At 68.6% G+C, this 15,465-nt stretch carries 10 protein-coding genes and 1 pseudogene; 9 read left to right on the forward strand and 2 right to left on the reverse strand.

The features are described from left to right. Positions 1 to 1,420 (reverse strand): annotated as a pseudogene (locus MCHT01_RS18595) (hypothetical protein); the annotation flags it as partial. 906 nt (positions 1,421 to 2,326) lie between these two features. On the opposite strand from MCHT01_RS18595, the gene MCHT01_RS26820 reads away from it, so the two are divergent. Both MCHT01_RS26820 and MCHT01_RS18600 read left to right on the forward strand, forming a co-directional pair. After that, positions 2,327 to 2,491, forward strand: coding sequence for a hypothetical protein (locus tag MCHT01_RS26820; protein ID WP_169806160.1), 165 nt, complete (start codon positions 2,327 to 2,329; stop codon positions 2,489 to 2,491). 105 nt (positions 2,492 to 2,596) lie between these two features. Beyond that, a complete protein-coding gene (locus tag MCHT01_RS18600) occupies positions 2,597 to 4,279 on the forward strand; it encodes an NAD(P)/FAD-dependent oxidoreductase (protein ID WP_067067258.1) in 1,683 nt (560 codons plus the stop codon). Positions 4,280 to 4,402: 123 nt separating this feature from the next. Here the strand turns inward: MCHT01_RS18600 and MCHT01_RS18605 are convergent, their stop codons facing one another. Next, positions 4,403 to 5,545: a lytic polysaccharide monooxygenase gene (locus tag MCHT01_RS18605; RefSeq protein ID WP_067067261.1), complete on the reverse strand. Its 1,143-nt coding sequence runs from the start codon at positions 5,543 to 5,545 to the stop codon at positions 4,403 to 4,405. 293 nt (positions 5,546 to 5,838) lie between these two features. On the opposite strand from MCHT01_RS18605, the gene MCHT01_RS18610 reads away from it, so the two are divergent. The 7 genes from MCHT01_RS18610 (at position 5,839) to truA (ending at position 15,438) form a co-directional block, all read left to right on the forward strand. After that, the gene (locus MCHT01_RS18610) at positions 5,839 to 6,807 is read left to right on the forward strand and encodes a LysR family transcriptional regulator (RefSeq protein WP_084452951.1); all 969 of its coding nucleotides are present in this window, start codon (positions 5,839 to 5,841) and stop codon (positions 6,805 to 6,807) included. Between the two features lie 34 nt (positions 6,808 to 6,841). After that, positions 6,842 to 8,290 carry a 3-isopropylmalate dehydratase large subunit gene (gene leuC / locus MCHT01_RS18615; protein ID WP_067067263.1) on the forward strand — a complete coding sequence of 483 codons (1,449 nt, stop codon included), beginning with the start codon at positions 6,842 to 6,844 and terminating at the stop codon, positions 8,288 to 8,290. A 23-nt stretch (positions 8,291 to 8,313) separates the two neighbouring features. Then, positions 8,314 to 8,964 (forward strand): 3-isopropylmalate dehydratase small subunit, encoded by a 651-nt coding sequence (gene leuD / locus MCHT01_RS18620; RefSeq protein ID WP_067067265.1) that lies wholly within the window; start codon positions 8,314 to 8,316, stop codon positions 8,962 to 8,964. Between the two features lie 39 nt (positions 8,965 to 9,003). Next, entirely contained in the window at positions 9,004 to 10,137 is a 1,134-nt protein-coding gene (gene leuB, locus MCHT01_RS18625; protein ID WP_067067267.1) for a 3-isopropylmalate dehydrogenase, read from the forward strand. A gap of 128 nt (positions 10,138 to 10,265) precedes the next feature. Continuing rightward, complete coding sequence (gene asd / locus MCHT01_RS18630) at positions 10,266 to 11,399, forward strand: aspartate-semialdehyde dehydrogenase (protein WP_067067268.1); 1,134 nt, start codon at positions 10,266 to 10,268, stop codon at positions 11,397 to 11,399. Between the two features lie 450 nt (positions 11,400 to 11,849). Further along, positions 11,850 to 14,516: a FimV/HubP family polar landmark protein gene (locus MCHT01_RS18635; RefSeq protein ID WP_276525810.1), complete on the forward strand. Its 2,667-nt coding sequence runs from the start codon at positions 11,850 to 11,852 to the stop codon at positions 14,514 to 14,516. Positions 14,517 to 14,655: 139 nt separating this feature from the next. Continuing rightward, positions 14,656 to 15,438 (forward strand): tRNA pseudouridine(38-40) synthase TruA, encoded by a 783-nt coding sequence (truA, locus tag MCHT01_RS18640; RefSeq protein ID WP_067067270.1) that lies wholly within the window; start codon positions 14,656 to 14,658, stop codon positions 15,436 to 15,438. The last annotated feature ends 27 nt before the right edge of the window (positions 15,439 to 15,465 follow it).

A 15,465-nucleotide genomic window follows, 5' to 3' on the forward strand; every position in this document is an offset into this window, starting at 1 on the left:
ACTCGATGGCGTGGACCTGGTCGGTGCTCAGGCCCGCCAACTGCTTGGTCGACAGAGCGGCGACCTGCTGCGAGGTCAGCGCCACGATGGCGTCCGTGGACAGCGCGCCGATCTGGGCGGAGCTCAGCGCGGCCACCTGGCCGGTGGTCATGGCCTGGACGTCGTCGGTGTCCATGCCAGCGACTTGCGCGGTCGTCAGCGCGGCGACCTGGGCGGTGCCCAGGGCGCGGATCTGGGCGCTGTTCAGGGCGTTCAGCTCGTCGGTGGCCAGCACGGCCACCTGGCCGGTCGACAGCGCCGCGATCTGCTGCGAGCTCATCGCGGCGACCTGGTCGGAGTTCAGGGCCTGGAACTGGTCGGTGGTCAGGGCGCGCAGCGCGGCGGTGCTCAGCACCTTCACGTCGTCGGAGCCCAGGGCGGCGACCTGGTCGGTCGTCAGGCCCTTGACCTGGTTGGAGCTCAGCGCCGCGGCCTGCTGCGAGGTCAGGGCGGCGATGGAATCGGTGCTCAGCACGGCGATCTGGGCCGAGCTCAGCGCGCCGACCTGGGCGGTCGACAGCGCGTGCACGTCGGCGCTGCCCACGCCGGCCAACTGGTCGGTGGTCAGGGCGGCGATCTGGGCCGTGGTGATGGCGCGGACCTGGTCGGTGCCCAGGGCGGCCAGCTCGTCGCTGGCGAACTGGCGGATCTGGGCCGTGGTCAGCGCGCCGATCTGGGCGGTGGTCAGGGCGGCGATCTGGTCGGAATTCAGCGCGGCGATCTGGTCGGTGCCCAGCGCGCGGATGGCGGCGGTGCTCAGGGCGTGGACGGCGTCGGAGCTCAGCGCGGCGGCCTGGCTGGAGTTCAGCGCGCCGGTCTGGGTGCTGGACAGCGCGGCGGCCTGCTGGGTCTGCAACGCGGCGACGCCTTCGGTGGACAGGGCACCGACCTGCTGCGAGCTCAGGGCCTTGACCTGGTCGGTCTTCAGGGCCTGCAGGTCGTCGGAGCTCAGGGTGCTCATCAGGCTGGTGCTGATGGCGGCCACTTGCTGGGTGCTCAGCGAGCGGATCTGGTCGGAGCCCAGGGCGTTCAGGTCGTCCGACTCCAGGTTGCGCACCTGCTGCGTGGTCAGCGCGCCGACCTGGCGGGTGGTCAGCGAGCCGAACTGGTCGGAACCCAGCGCGTTGAGCTGCGCCGAGGTCATGGTCTGGACGGCGGCGGTGCTCAGCACGCGCAGGTCGTCGGACTGGATGGCGGCGATGTTGGCGGTCGTGAAGAACGACACGGCCTTGGTGCCCAGCGTCGCGAACTGCGACGTCGTCAGTGCCTGGAACTGATCGGTGGAGAACGCCGCCCAGTCTTCGCTGGTGAGACGGGCCAGCGTGGTCGACGTCAGGGAGGCGATCTCGTCTGTCGTCAGGTTGGTAATCAGCGATGCCATCTTTGAACTCCGTGGACCTATGGGGCAGATGCGCCCATAGGCGCGTGGTATTGATCAGCTTTTTCGAAAGGCACCCGACCTTCCGGTTGCCGTCACTCGGGTTTTCGGACGCTGAATGACGAACTTGAGCTAGCCCGGAAATGGTAGGGGGCTCCCCCTTCACCTGATGCACACAAAAGGGCCGGGAGTCGGCCTCAAATCACGGTTACAGATCGCCCGTAAGCCCCGGAACGCGGGGGATCGAAAGACTGCCTGGGCAAGCATTCGCGGCGCCGGTTGGCGAGGCTTCACGAAAAGTTCAAGGCGGCGTCACGCGCGATGCGTCATCCGGGATCGTCCTGTTCATCGGGGGTGACGGCGTACGGTGCCGGAAGAGGCTCGCCGGGAAGCGAGAGGGCCTGTGTGCGGTAGCCCGCGGACCACTTGGGCGAGCACTGCATGCAACACGATGTAAGCCGCGTTACGGCAATCGCCCGATGGCAAGGCTGCCCGGAGGGGGTGGGGATGGCATGCTGTGTCGGTCGTGACATATTCCCGGGGTTTTCGAGTGGCCGGATTTCCGGCGTCCCAGGGTTATGGGGCAAGTATTTGTCATTGACCCGTATACCCAATATCCGGGCAGTTTTCACGGTGCGGCCGGCACCGGCGGGCCGGTCCGCGGTCGGGGCGCGACGCCGGCCGGCGTGGGCCGGGCAGGGGGCTCGGAGGGGGTGCCGAGGGAGGTCCTCCTGGCGCCTCGGGCACGCGAGCGGCTGGGAGCGCGCGCGGTGCGTGTAAACTCCCGGCCTTCACCGTATTTCCGACGCTGCTCAAGGTCGGCCCGCAGGACCCGTCCTGCCGCCGGCGAGTCTGTGACTTCGGGTTGGTGTTTTTCTCAGAACTCAGTTCATTCATTCCGGAGCCAACATGGGCAACAAGATCGTCACCGAAGCCGAGCGTCGCGCTTCCCCCCGTCCCGCCGCCCCCAAGGGCGTGACCCTGACCGCGCACCGCGGCCAGAAGAGCAGCCTGGAGCGCGGCTCTCACACCCGTTCGAAGAAGAACCCGGGCAAGCGTCCGCACTCGGGTTGAGGTCGCGGGGAGCAAGACCCCGACGACATCCACGACAGGCCCATGCCGACAGGCGGGGCCTGTTTTGTTTTCCATGTCCGCAACGACGCTGCCCGATCAATCGCCATGATCCGCATCAACGAACTTCGCCTTCCGCTCGACCATCCCGAAGAGGCCTTGCGCGCCGCCATCCTGGCCCGTCTGGGTCTGGAGGAGGCGCGGCTGAAGGACTTCACCGTGTTCAAGCGCAGCTACGACGCGCGCAAGAAGACGGCGATGGTGCTGATCTACAGCGTCGATTGCGACATCGGTGACGCGGCCGCCGAGGCCGCGCTGCTGCAGCGCCTGGCGGGCGACACGCACGTGAAGCCCTCGCCCGACACGCGCTACCACTTCGCCGGCCATGCGCCGGCCGACTTCTACGCCGGCGAGCGTCCGCGGCCGGTGATCATCGGCTTCGGTCCCTGCGGCATCTTCGCGGCGCTGATCCTGGCGCAGATGGGCCTGCGGCCCATCGTGCTGGAGCGCGGCAAGCAGGTCCGCGAGCGGACCAAGGACACCTGGGGCCTGTGGCGCGAGAGCGTTCTGGACCCCGAGTCCAACGTGCAGTTCGGCGAGGGCGGGGCGGGCACCTTCTCGGACGGCAAGCTCTACAGCCAGATCTCGGATCCGCGCTTCCTGACGCGCAAGGTGCTGACGGAGTTCGTCAAGGCCGGCGCCCCCGAGGAGATCCTCTACGTCAGCAAGCCGCACATCGGGACCTTCCGCCTGGTGAGCATGGTGATCAAGATCCGCGCCGAGATCGAGCGGCTGGGTGGGGAGATCCGCTTCCAGCAGAAGGTCACGGATTTGCTGATCGAGCCGGACGCCGACGGCCATCAGCACGTGCGCGGCGTGCAGCTCGAGTCGGGCGAGCAGCTGCGCACGGACCATGTGGTGGTCGCGCTGGGCCACAGCGCCCGCGACACCTTCACGATGCTGCATGGGCGCGGCGTCTACATGGAGGCCAAGCCCTTCTCGATCGGCTACCGCATCGAGCACCCGCAATCGATCATCGACAAGGCCCGCTTCGGTCCGAACGCCGGCCATGAGCTGCTGGGCGCGGCGGACTACAAGCTGGTCCACCACGCGAAGAACGGGCGCTCGGTCTACAGCTTCTGCATGTGCCCCGGTGGCACGGTGGTGGCGGCGACCTCGGAGCCCAATCGCGTGGTCACCAACGGGATGAGCCAGTACTCCCGCAACGAGCGCAACGCGAATGCGGGCATCGTGGTGGGGATCTCGCCCGAGGACTACCGCCAGGACGGCAAGACCGACGGGAGCCTGGTGAATCCGCTCGACGGCTTCGCCTTCCAGCGCTTCTGGGAGTCGCGCGCCTATGAGCTGGGCGAGGGCAACTACCTCGCGCCGGCCGCGCTGGTCGGCGACTTCATCAAGCGCCAGCGCAGCACGGCGCTCGGCACGGTCGAGCCCAGCTACAAGCCGGGCGTGACGATGACCGACCTCCAGCAGAAGGGCTTCGGCAGCCTGCCGGTCTACGCGCTGGACGCGATCCGCGAGGCGCTGCCCGCGTTCGAACGCCAGATCCGCGGCTTCTCGATGAACGACGCGGTGCTGACGGGCGTGGAGACGCGCACGTCCTCGCCGCTGCGCATCACGCGCGGCAAGGACTATCAGAGCCTGAACGTCCGCGGCCTCTATCCGGCGGGCGAGGGTGCCGGCTATGCCGGCGGGATCATGTCCGCCGGGGTCGACGGGATCGAGGTGGCGGAGGCGCTCGGCAAGTCGATGCTGGGCCTCGGCGCCTGAACGCCGCGCGCTCTCGGCCGGCCTTCAGCCGGTCCGAGGGGCTCATCGCAAGGCGCCGGTCTCGACCGGCGCCCGCTTCATCGGGCGAATGCTTTACCAGAGACCGGCTTCACCCGGCGCGCTTCACAGCGCCTGCCACAGGGTCGGCGACGTCGCCGGCGTCCAGCCCGCGCCGACATAGGCGGTATGTGCCTGCAGGCAGCGGTACTGCTTGCCCTGGTAGCTGACGACCTGGCCGGCTGTGTAGCTCGCGCCCTCGACCCAGGTCGTCGACCCCGGCGGCGTCGTCGGCGGCAGCACCACGTCCATCGCGTAGCTCGCGCCCGAATTGGCGTTCTGCAGGTAGACGTCCATCACGGTCACGCCGCTCGGCACGATCACGCTGCCGCCTTGCAGCGTCCCCACCTTCACGTAGGCCGAGGTCTGGTTCACCCGCGTCGCGAGCTGGCTCAGCCAGGTCGCCTTGCTGGCGGCCGCGGTCAGCGTGATGGCGATGGTCTCCAGGTCGTTGCCCGCGCCGTTGAACACGCGCAGCTTCACCTGGCTGCTGGCCGGCAGGTCCTGTGCGGCGGACACCTGGCCGATCTGCTTCAGGTCCGAGGGCGTGCCCGGCGGGGTCGATCCGCCGCCGAAGTCCACGTCCGAGCAGGCGTAGAAGGCCTCCGTGCTGTCCGAGCGCTGCCAGGCCGAGAAGATCACGTGCTTGCCGCTGCGTTTGGGCAGGCCGAGCTTCATCGTGTAGATCGTCTTGCCCGACGTGACGATCTGATCCGGACCGATCTCCGCGACCTGCTCCAGGTCCGACCACCGCAGCGGCGAGGCCGCCGGGTTCCAGCCGTCCTTGGTCAGGAAGAACTTCCAGTTCAGCGAGCGGTGCGGCGCGGTCGCGTAATAGCGGTATTCGTACTTGCCGTCGGTGCCTGGCGACCAGGCCGTCGCCGGCCAATCCGAGCGCGCCAGGTCGAAGCCCTTGAACTTCTCCTGACCACCGGCGCAGATCTTCAGATCCGGCGCGGCCGCCTGGTGGTTGCCGTTGGCGTTGGCCTGGTTGACGCCGTTCCAGTCGTAGATGGCCTGCTCGCCGCCGTAGGCGATCGCGCCCTGGCAGGCGGGCAACGACGGGTTCTTGAAGCAGTTGTACTGGCGCGAGATCGGGAACTCCGGCGCGCCGTGGGCGAGGGCGGCGCTCGGTGCGAGCGCGGCCAGGAAGCCGATCGAGAACGAGGTCAGCGCCAGCGCGCCGCCGAGTCGGGCAGGGGAATGCATCAAGGTCTCCTTGAAGAATGGAAGAAACAGAGGGATGCGCCCCGATGCGTGGCCCGACACGACACCAAAGCGATGCCACCATAGGACCTATGGCAGACCAAAACAAGTCGGGAAGCGGTAACGGTTGTCGCCGAGGCGGTGGGGCGAGCCCGTGGCTGCGGGCTTGAGCGTTCCCGGATCGCCACGTTCCATGAAAGTTTCAAGACTTCGCGACTGACGAAGTGGTTATCATGAACACCCATAGTCTTGCTCTTTGAGCGAAGGCTAAAGTTCAACTCAGCCGCCGCCACGCCATGCGCCTCGACCTCACCACCCTGAATCTCGTGCTTGCGATCGAACAGACCCGATCCATCACTCGCGGTGCCGAGCGCGAGCACCTCGCGCTGGCCGCCGCCAGCAAGCGGATTTCGGATCTGGAGACGCGACTGGGCGTGCAGCTCTTCGAACGCCGCGCCCGTGGCGTCGAGCCGACCGAGGCCTGCCGCGCGCTGGTGCGGCACATCCGTTCGCTGCATGCCTCGCTGCATGCGCTGGAGAGCGAGGTGGTCGAGTTCGCGCGAGGCATCAAGGGCCATCTGCGCATCGCCGCCAACGCCGGCGCGATCGCCGAGGCGCTGCCGCCCGATCTGGCCGCGTTCTCGCAAGCCCATCCGCAGATCCGCATCAGCCTGGAGGACCAGACCTCGGCTGAAGTGCAGGCCGCCGTGGCCGAGGGCCGCGCCGACGTCGGCGTGTTCACGACGCCGCTGCTGGACAACCGGCTGCAGACCTGGTCCTACCGCACCGGCCGGCTGGCCGTGCTGGTGCCCGCCAAGCACGAGCTGGTGGGCAAGACCTCGGTCAGCTTCGACGACCTGCTGGAACACGACCTCGTCGGCCTGCATGGCGGCGCCGCGGCGCAGGAGCTCATGATGCAGGAGGCCATGGCCCGCGGCCGCACGCTCAAGGCGCGCCTGCAGGTGCGCGGCTTCGACGCGATCGCGCAATTGGTCGAGGCCGGCATGGGCGTCGCCGTGCTGCCCGACGCGCCCGCGCGCCGCTTCGCGCAGGTCTTCGACGTGCATCGCCTGGTCCTGGACGAGACCTGGGCCCAGCGCGATTACGTGCTGGGCGTGGCGCGCCAGGAGCGTCTGCCCACCGTGGTCCAGCGCTTCGTCGATGCGCTGTGTCCCGCCGCCAAGGAGCAGCAGGCCCAGCAGGCCAGTCAGAAGGCCGACGCCAAGCCCGTGGCCAAGATTGATCCGAAGGGCGGCTCGAAGTGAGTCGTCCTGTTTTGAAGTGATGGAGAGCCATCCCATGACCGCCAACATCGCCCATCCCGCCGGCAACGCCGCCGCCCCGCGCACGCTCTACGACAAGCTCTGGGACGAGCACGTGGTGCACACCGAGGAAGACGGCACGGCCGTTCTCTACATCGACCGCCACCTGGTCCACGAGGTCACCAGCCCGCAGGCCTTCGAGGGCCTGGATCTGGCCGGCCGCAAGGTCTGGCGCCTGTCCGCCAACCTGGCCGTCAGCGACCACAACGTCCCGACGACGGACCGCAGCCAGGGCATCGCCGATCCGGTGTCGCGCCTGCAGGTCGAGACCCTGGACAAGAACTGCGACCGCTACGGCATCACGCAGTTCAAGATGAACGACCTGCGTCAGGGCATCGTCCATGTGATCGGTCCGGAGCAGGGCGCCACGCTGCCCGGCATGACCGTGGTCTGCGGCGACAGCCACACCTCCACCCACGGCGCTTTCGGCGCGCTGGCCCACGGCATCGGCACCTCCGAGGTCGAGCACGTGCTGGCCACCCAGACCCTGCTGGCCAAGAAGGCCAAGAACATGCTGGTCAAGGTCGAGGGCCGCTGCGCCCCCGGCGTCGGTGCCAAGGACATCGTGCTGGCCATCATCGGCCGCATCGGCACGGCGGGAGGCACCGGCTACACCATCGAGTTCGCCGGCGCCGCGATCCGCGCGCTGTCGATGGAAGGCCGCATGACGGTCTGCAACATGGCCATCGAGGCGGGCGCCCGCGCCGGCCTGATCGCCGTCGACGACACGACCGTGGCCTATGTGAAGGGCCGTCCCTTCACGCCCACCGGCGTCGAATGGGACCAGGCCGTCGAGTACTGGCGCACGCTGCATTCGGACGCCGGCGCGAAATTCGACACCGTGGTCGAGCTGGATGCCGCGCAGATCCGCCCGCAGGTGACCTGGGGCACCTCGCCCGAGATGGTCCTGTCCATCGAGGATCGCGTGCCCGATCCCGACAAGGAGAAGGATGCCGTCAAGCGCGGCGCCATCGAGCGCGCGCTGACCTACATGGCGCTGGAGCCCAACAAGGCGATCGACGACATCCGCATCGACAAGGTCTTCATCGGCAGCTGCACCAACAGCCGCATCGAGGACATGCGCGAGGCCGCCGCCGTGGTCAAGCGCGTGGGCGGCCGCATCGCCAGCAACGTCAAGCTGGCGATGGTGGTGCCGGGCTCCGGCCTGGTGAAGGCGCAGGCCGAGGCCGAGGGCCTGGATCAGATCTTCAAGGCCGCGGGCTTCGAATGGCGCGAGCCGGGATGCTCGATGTGCCTGGCGATGAACGCCGACCGGCTGGAGCCGGGTGAGCGCTGCGCCTCGACCAGCAACCGCAATTTCGAAGGCCGGCAGGGCGCCGGCGGCCGCACCCATCTGGTCAGCCCGGCGATGGCCGCGGCCGCCGCGATGGAAGGCCACTTCGTCGACGTCCGCCGCATCGCCTGAGCGCGCGCACGCAGGAGCAAGACATGGACAAGTTCACCGTGCACAAGGGCCTGGTGGCCCCGATGGATCGCGACAACGTCGACACCGACGCGATCATTCCCAAGCAATTCCTCAAGTCGATCAAGCGCAGCGGCTTCGGCCCGAATCTCTTCGACGAGTGGCGCTATCTGGACCATGGCGAGCCCGGCCAGGACCCGGCCAGCCGCAAGCCCAATCCGGACTTCGTGCTGAACCAGCCGCGCTATCAGGGCGCTTCCATCCTGATCGCGCGCAGCAACTTCGGTTGCGGCTCCAGCCGCGAGCACGCGCCCTGGGCGCTGCAGCAGTACGGCTTCCGCGCGCTGATCGCGCCCAGCTTCGCCGACATCTTCTTCAACAACACCTTCAAGAACGGCGTGCTGCCCATCGTGCTCCCCGAGCGCCAGGTCGCCCGGCTGTTCGACGAGGTCTTCGCCTTCCCCGGCTATCAGCTGACGGTGGACCTGGAGCGCCAGGTCGTGGTCAAGCCCGACGGCGAGGAGCTTCCGTTTGACGTGCAGCCCTTCCGCAAGTACTGCCTGCTCAATGGCTTCGACGACATCGGCCTGACCCTGCGTCACGCCGACAAGATCAAGGCCTACGAGGCCGAACGCATCGCCACCAAACCGTGGCTCAACCATCGAATTACGCGCTGAGCGCGCGCGCCGCGCTCGACACGCCAGAGAGGAACGCTCATGAAGATCGCAGTCTTGCCGGGTGACGGCATCGGTACCGAAATCGTCGCGGAGGCCGTCAAGGTCCTGAAGGCGCTGGACCTGCCGCTGGAGATGGCATTCGCGCCCGTCGGCGGCGCCGCCTACGAGGCCAGCGGCCACCCGCTGCCGGAGGCCACGCTGAAGCTGGCTCAGGAAGCCGATGCGGTGCTGTTCGGCGCCGTCGGCGACTGGAAGTACGACAAGCTGGAGCGCGCGCTGCGCCCCGAGCAGGCCATCCTGGGCCTGCGCAAGGCGCTGGGCCTGTTCGCCAACTTCCGCCCCGCGATCTGCTACGAGCAGCTGACCCACGCCTCCAGCCTCAAGCCCGAGCTGGTCGCCGGCCTGGACATCCTGATCATTCGCGAGCTCACCGGCGACATCTACTTCGGCCAGCCGCGCGGCCGCCACACCGCCGTCGACGGTCACTTCCCGGGCGCCGAGGAGGCCTTCGACACGATGCGCTACTCGCGCCCCGAGATCGAGCGCATCGCCCACGTGGCCTTCCAGGCCGCGCGCAAGCGGGGCAAGAAGGTGACGTCGGTCGACAAGGCCAACGTGTTGGAGACCTTCCAGTTCTGGAAGGACGTGGTCACCGAGGTCCACAAGGAGTATCCGGACGTCGAGCTGGATCACATGTACGTCGACAACGCGGCGATGCAGCTGGTCAAGGCGCCCAAGAAATTCGACGTGGTCGTCACCGGCAACATGTTCGGCGACATCCTGTCGGACGAGGCTGCGATGCTGACCGGCTCCATCGGCATGCTGCCCAGCGCCTCGTTGGACAAGAACAACAAGGGCCTGTACGAGCCCAGCCATGGCAGCGCGCCGGACATCGCGGGCAAGGGAATCGCCAATCCGCTGGCTACAATCCTGTCCGCTGCCATGATGCTCAAGTTCTCCCTCAACCAGCCCGAAGCTGCCGCTCGTATCGAGTCGGCGGTTCAATCCGTGCTGGCCCAGGGTCTGCGTACCGCGGACATCTGGAGCGAGGGCACCCAGAAGGTGAGCACCCGCGAGATGGGTGATGCCGTCGTCGCCGCCATTGCCGCTGGCAAAGGCACGACCACGACCGCGTCGCAGACCATTACCACGACCAAAACCATCAAGAGCTAGTCCGCTCCGGTTCGTCTCGCCCCCACTCACAAACCCGGCGAAGCGAGCCGGGCAGGCTCCCCAGGGTTTGTGACGGTGTTTAGGGCGATTGCCCGGCCAGCAGTGCCGGGTCTATTCAAGGAACGCAAATGACGACATTGGTTGGTTTGGTGGGCTGGCGTGGCATGGTCGGCTCGGTGCTGATGGACCGCATGGCCCAGGAGCGCGATTTCGATCTGATCGAGCCGCTGTTCTTCAGCACCTCGAACGCCGGCGGCGCGGCCCCGTCGTTCGCCAAGAACGAAACAAGGCTGCAAAGCGGCTACGACATCGAGCAGCTCAAGCGCTGCGAGATCATCATCACCTGCCAGGGTGGCGACTACACGACCGAGGTCTATCCCAAGCTCCGCGCCGCGGGCTGGAACGGCCACTGGATCGACGCGGCGTCCTCGCTGCGCATGGCCGACAACGCCGTGATCGTGCTGGACCCGGTCAACATGCCGGTGATCAAGAACGCGCTGTCGCAGGGCGGCAAGGACTGGATCGGCGGCAACTGCACCGTCAGCTGCATGCTGATGGGCGTGGGCGCGCTGTACAAGGCCGGTCTGGTCGAGTGGATGTCCACCCAGACCTATCAAGCCGCGTCGGGCGGCGGCGCGCAGCACATGCGCGAGCTGCTGACCCAGTACGGCACGCTGAACGCGGAAGTGCGCTCGCTGCTGGACGACCCCAAGAGCGCCATCCTCGAAATCGACCGCAAGGTCATCGCCAAGCAGCGCGCGCTGTCGGGCGACGAGGTCGCCAACTTCGGCGTCCCGCTGGGTGGCTCGCTGATCCCCTGGATCGACAAGGACCTGGGCAACGGCCAATCCAAGGAAGAGTGGAAGGGCATGGCCGAGACCAACAAGATCCTGGGTCTGGGCGAAGGCTTCGCCGGCACCTCGGCGATCCCGGTCGACGGCTTCTGCGTGCGCGTGGGCGCGATGCGCTGCCACTCGCAGGCGCTGACCTTCAAGCTCAAGAAGGACGTCCCGCTGGACGAGATCGAGGCCATGATCGCCGCCGACAACGAGTGGGTGAAGGTCGTCCCGAACACGCGTGAAGCCACGATCAAGGACCTGACCCCGGTCGCCGTCACCGGCACGATGGGCATCCCGGTCGGCCGCATCCGCAAGCTGGCGATGGGCCCGGAATACGTCGGTGCCTTCACCATCGGCGACCAGCTCCTGTGGGGGGCGGCCGAGCCGCTGCGCCGCATGCTGCGCATCCTGCTGGATCGCTGAAATCGTCCGTCCGCCGACAGGCGGGCAGGGCGCTGAAACCCGAGAGAGCGATGGCGAAGGCCATCGCTCTTTTTCATGGCGATTCGCTCCCGGATCGCATGCGCGAGACGGCGGGGTTTTGCCCGGCTTCGCATTAGGGATTGCGAGAGCGTCGCATCTCGTTGCCTGCTAGCGACACGCCGGTAACCACCTGTGAATCTAAGCTAGCTCATCGATGTTATTCAGGAGCTACCTCAGCAACAGAGCGTATATGCTTGCCCCCGTTGTGATTTTCTGCGCGGGAACGAGCGAGGCCCGCGGCGGGCGCCGGAGCCGCACAACAACAATAGGTCATGAGAGCGGTCTTGAAGTCGAGGCCGCTTTGTCGCTTTGGGGGACGCCTTGAAAAAACATGCAAGCGCATACGCGCGATTTGCGCTAAGCCAGGTGGCGGCCGTCACCGCGTTGGGATTGGCCACGGGCTCCGCCTGGGGCCTGGGGTTGGGCAAGCTGACCGTGCAGTCGGCGCTGGGCGAGACCCTGCGCGCCGAGATCGATGTCAGCAGCCTGAGCCCCGAGGAAGCCACCTCCCTCAAGCTGCGCGTCGCTCCGCCCGATTCCTATCGTGCGTCCGGCCTGGACTACAACCCGGTGCTGTCCAGCGCCCAGGTGCAACTGGCCCGCCGTCCCGATGGCCGCCCGTACCTGCGCCTGAGCAGCGACCGCGCCGTCCAGGAACCTTTCGTCGACGTGATCCTGGAACTGAGCTGGTCCAGCGGCCGTCTGACCCGTGAATTCACGCTGCTGTTCGATCCCCCGAGCGGCCCCGCGGTCGCCCGCGCGCCCGAGGCCACGACCTCGCCGGTGATCTCGGCGCCGGCCCCCACGGCGCCGGCTGTCGCCTCGGCGCCGGTCGCACGCAGCACGCCGTCCGCCGCCTCCGAGTCGGCCAGCCGTACGCCGGCCACGCCCGCGGCGCAGCCGCCCGCGCCGGCGGTGACCGCGCGTCCGCGCCCGGCTGCTCCGGCGCCGGCCCCCGCGCCGGCCGCTGCCGCCACGGCGGCGTCCGAGTACACCGTCAAGCCGGGCGACACGCTCTCGCGCATCGCCTCGCGCACCCAGCCGACGGGCGTCTCGCTCGACCAGATGCTGGTGGGCCTGTACCGCAGCAACCCGGACGCGTTCATCAACCAGAACATGAACCGCCTGAAGTCGGGTGCCGTGCTGGCCGTGCCGGACAGCGGCTCGGTCCAGGCGATCACGCCGACCGAGGCGCGTCGCGTCATCCAGGCGCAGAGCAGCGACTTCGGCGGCTACCGCCAGCGTCTGGCCGAAGGTGCTCCGGCGTTGAAGGCGGAAGAGAACGCGCGTCAGGCCAAGGGTTCGGTGCAGGCCGCGGTCGAGGACCGCAAGCCCGCCGCCGCGCCGTCGCCGGACAAGCTGACGCTGAGCAAGCCCGGTGCCGCGGCCGAGACGGCCAACAAGGTGTCGAAGGAGACCGAGAAGAAGGACTCCGCCGCCCGTGTCGCCGAACTGACCCGCAACGTCGAGGAGCTCAAGAAGCTCTCCGCCGCCGCCAAGCCGGGCACGCCGGCTCCGGCTCCCGCGCCGGCGCCGGCTCCCGCGCCGGCCTCCGCGCCCGTGGTGCCGCCGGTGACGGTGGCCGCCAACGTGCCGGCCTCGGCCGCGCCCGCGACACCCGCTTCCGCGCCGGCCTCCGCCGTCGTGGCGGCCGCGCCGGCTTCGCGTCCGGCCGCCGCCTCGGCGCCCAAGGTCATGCCCGCGCCGCAACCCGAGGCGGAGGAGCCCAGCTTCCTCGACTCGCTGTCGGATTACCTGCCGGCCCTGGGCGCGGCCCTGGCCGTGATCGTGGGGGGCGTGGTCTACAACCGCTGGCGCGCGCGCCGCGACGCGGCCTCGCGCTCCGAGACCGCCTTCGCCGAAAGCCGTTTGGCGCCGGACTCCTTCTTCGGTCACAGCGGCGGCCAGCGTGTCGACACGCGTGACGCGTCGACCACCGGCCAATCGTCGATGAGCTACTCGCTGAGCCAGCTCGACGCGATCGGCGATGTGGATCCGGTCGCCGAGGCCGATGTCTACCTGGCCTACGGCCGCGACCTGCAGGCCGAGGAAATCCTGAAGGAAGCGCTGCGCGCCAACCCCGAGCGCCTGGCCATCCGTCTGAAACTGCTCGAGGTCTACGGCAAGCGCCGCGACATCAAGGGCTTCGAGCAACTGGCCGTGCAGCTCTACGCCGAGACCAAGGGTCAGGGCGAGGACTGGGCCAAGGTCCAGGAACTGGGTCGCCAGGCCGATCCGGACAATCCTCTGTACCAGCCGGGCGGCACGCCGGTCGTCTTCGAGAACGACGACGAGCGTCCCGAGCCGATGAACGCCAGCACGCTGCCGGCCACCGGCCTGACCCATCCGGGCAGCGGCGCGGTCGCCCGCGCGGCGGCCACCGCGGCGGCGGCTGCCGCCGTGGCGTCCTCGCGCGACAGCGGCCCGTCCAGCCTGATGGATCTGGACCTCGACCTGGATCTGGGCTCGCCCCCGGCGCCGGCTGCCGCGATGGCCGCGACGCAGGCGCTGCCGACCTCGGCTTCCCAGGCACCGCTGAACATGGACCTGGACCTGAGCGCCCCGTCCGCCGCGCCCACGCATGCGCCGACCAGCGCCAGCGCGCATGAGCTGGAGTTCGACCTGGGCGATCTGGACGATCTGGGCGGCACCCCGCCGGCCCCGGCCGCCGCCGAACCGGGCTCGCTGGACTTCGACCTGTCCAACATCGACCTGGACCTGCCGTCCGTGTCGCCGACCGCCGGCCACGACGAGCGGACCATGGGCAAGGTGCAGGACGTCGAGGACATCGACGCTGTCGAGCTGCCCGACCTGGACATGGCGGCCCACGCGCCGGCGCCGTCCTCGGACACCATGAGTCTGGACGACCTGGGTGTGGACCTGGACAGCATCGATCCGAACGACGACGAGGCCCTGCAGCGTCAGCTGGAGCTGGCCGAGGAGTTCCGCCAGATCGGCGACACCGAGGGTGCCCGCGACGTCCTGCAGGAGCTGGTGGGCAAGGCCTCCGGTCCGCTGAAGGAGCGCGCCCAGCTGATGCTGGACTCGATGCGCTGAAGCCGATGAGGAGCGGCGGGGCGCGGGCGCTTCGCTAAACTCGCGAGCTTCGCGACAAGGCGCTCGGCCTGGCCGGGCGCCTTTTCTTTTGGGCGGCCGCTTTCATGTGCCCGCCGTTTCCTGATTCCGGAGAGCTGGGATGCGCGTGGCGCTGGGCGTGAGTTACCGCGGCGAGGCCTACAAGGGCTGGCAGAGCCAGCCCAGCGGCGGCACCGTGCAGGACAAGCTGGAAGCCGCGCTGGCGCAGTTCGCCGCCCAGCCGATCCGCACCATCTGCGCGGGTCGCACCGACACCGGCGTGCACGGGCTCAACCAGGTCGTGCACTTCGATTCGCCGGTGGACCGCGAGCCCTTCTCCTGGGTGCGCGGCGTCAACCGCTACCTGCCGCGCGACATCGCCATCCAGTGGGCCGCCTTCCCGGGCGAGGACTTCCATGCCCGCAACTGGGCGCGCGGCCGCCGCTACTGGTTCCTGCTGCTGGAGTCCAACGTGCGGCCGTCCATCCAGGCGGGTGGGGTGGGGTGGACCTTCCGCCCGCTCGACGGCGACGCGATGCGCGACGCGGCGGCGCGGCTGGTGGGGGAGTACGACTTCAGCTCCTTCCGGTCGTCGGAGTGCCAAGCGGCCTCGCCGGTGAAGATCCTGCGCGACATCCGCATCGAGAAGCGCGGTGCCTACTGGCGCTTCGAGTTCGACGGCGTGGCCTTCCTGCATCACATGATCCGCAACATCATGGGTTGCCTGGTCGCCGTGGGCGCCGGCCAGAAGCCGCCGTCGTGGATGGACGAGGTGCTGGCGGCGCGCTCGCGCGACGCGGCCGCGCCGACCTTCCCGCCGGACGGGCTGTATTTTGTCGGTCCGACCTACGACGACCACCTGAACCTGCCGCGTCACACCGCCGCGATGGATTGGTTGCCGTGAGCGCATGTCTCCCCGCGTCTGGCGGTC

Source organism: Mitsuaria chitosanitabida ATCC BAA-476 = NBRC 102408 (assembly GCF_001598255.1).
GTDB classification, from domain to species: domain Bacteria; phylum Pseudomonadota; class Gammaproteobacteria; order Burkholderiales; family Burkholderiaceae_C; genus Roseateles; species Roseateles chitosanitabidus.

Excerpts from the sequence above, each read along its gene's own strand:
- MCHT01_RS26820 (WP_169806160.1), top strand. The coding sequence starts at position 2,327 with ATGGGCAACAAGATCGTCACCGAAGCCGAGCGTCGCGCTTCCCCCCGT.
- MCHT01_RS18600 (WP_067067258.1), top strand. The coding sequence starts at position 2,597 with ATGATCCGCATCAACGAACTTCGCCTTCCGCTCGACCATCCCGAAGAG.
- MCHT01_RS18605 (WP_067067261.1), bottom strand. The coding sequence starts at position 5,545 with ATGCATTCCCCTGCCCGACTCGGCGGCGCGCTGGCGCTGACCTCGTTC.
- MCHT01_RS18610 (WP_084452951.1), top strand. The coding sequence starts at position 5,839 with ATGCGCCTCGACCTCACCACCCTGAATCTCGTGCTTGCGATCGAACAG.
- leuC (WP_067067263.1), top strand. The coding sequence starts at position 6,842 with ATGACCGCCAACATCGCCCATCCCGCCGGCAACGCCGCCGCCCCGCGC.
- leuD (WP_067067265.1), top strand. The coding sequence starts at position 8,314 with ATGGACAAGTTCACCGTGCACAAGGGCCTGGTGGCCCCGATGGATCGC.
- leuB (WP_067067267.1), top strand. The coding sequence starts at position 9,004 with ATGAAGATCGCAGTCTTGCCGGGTGACGGCATCGGTACCGAAATCGTC.
- asd (WP_067067268.1), top strand. The coding sequence starts at position 10,266 with ATGACGACATTGGTTGGTTTGGTGGGCTGGCGTGGCATGGTCGGCTCG.
- truA (WP_067067270.1), top strand. The coding sequence starts at position 14,656 with ATGCGCGTGGCGCTGGGCGTGAGTTACCGCGGCGAGGCCTACAAGGGC.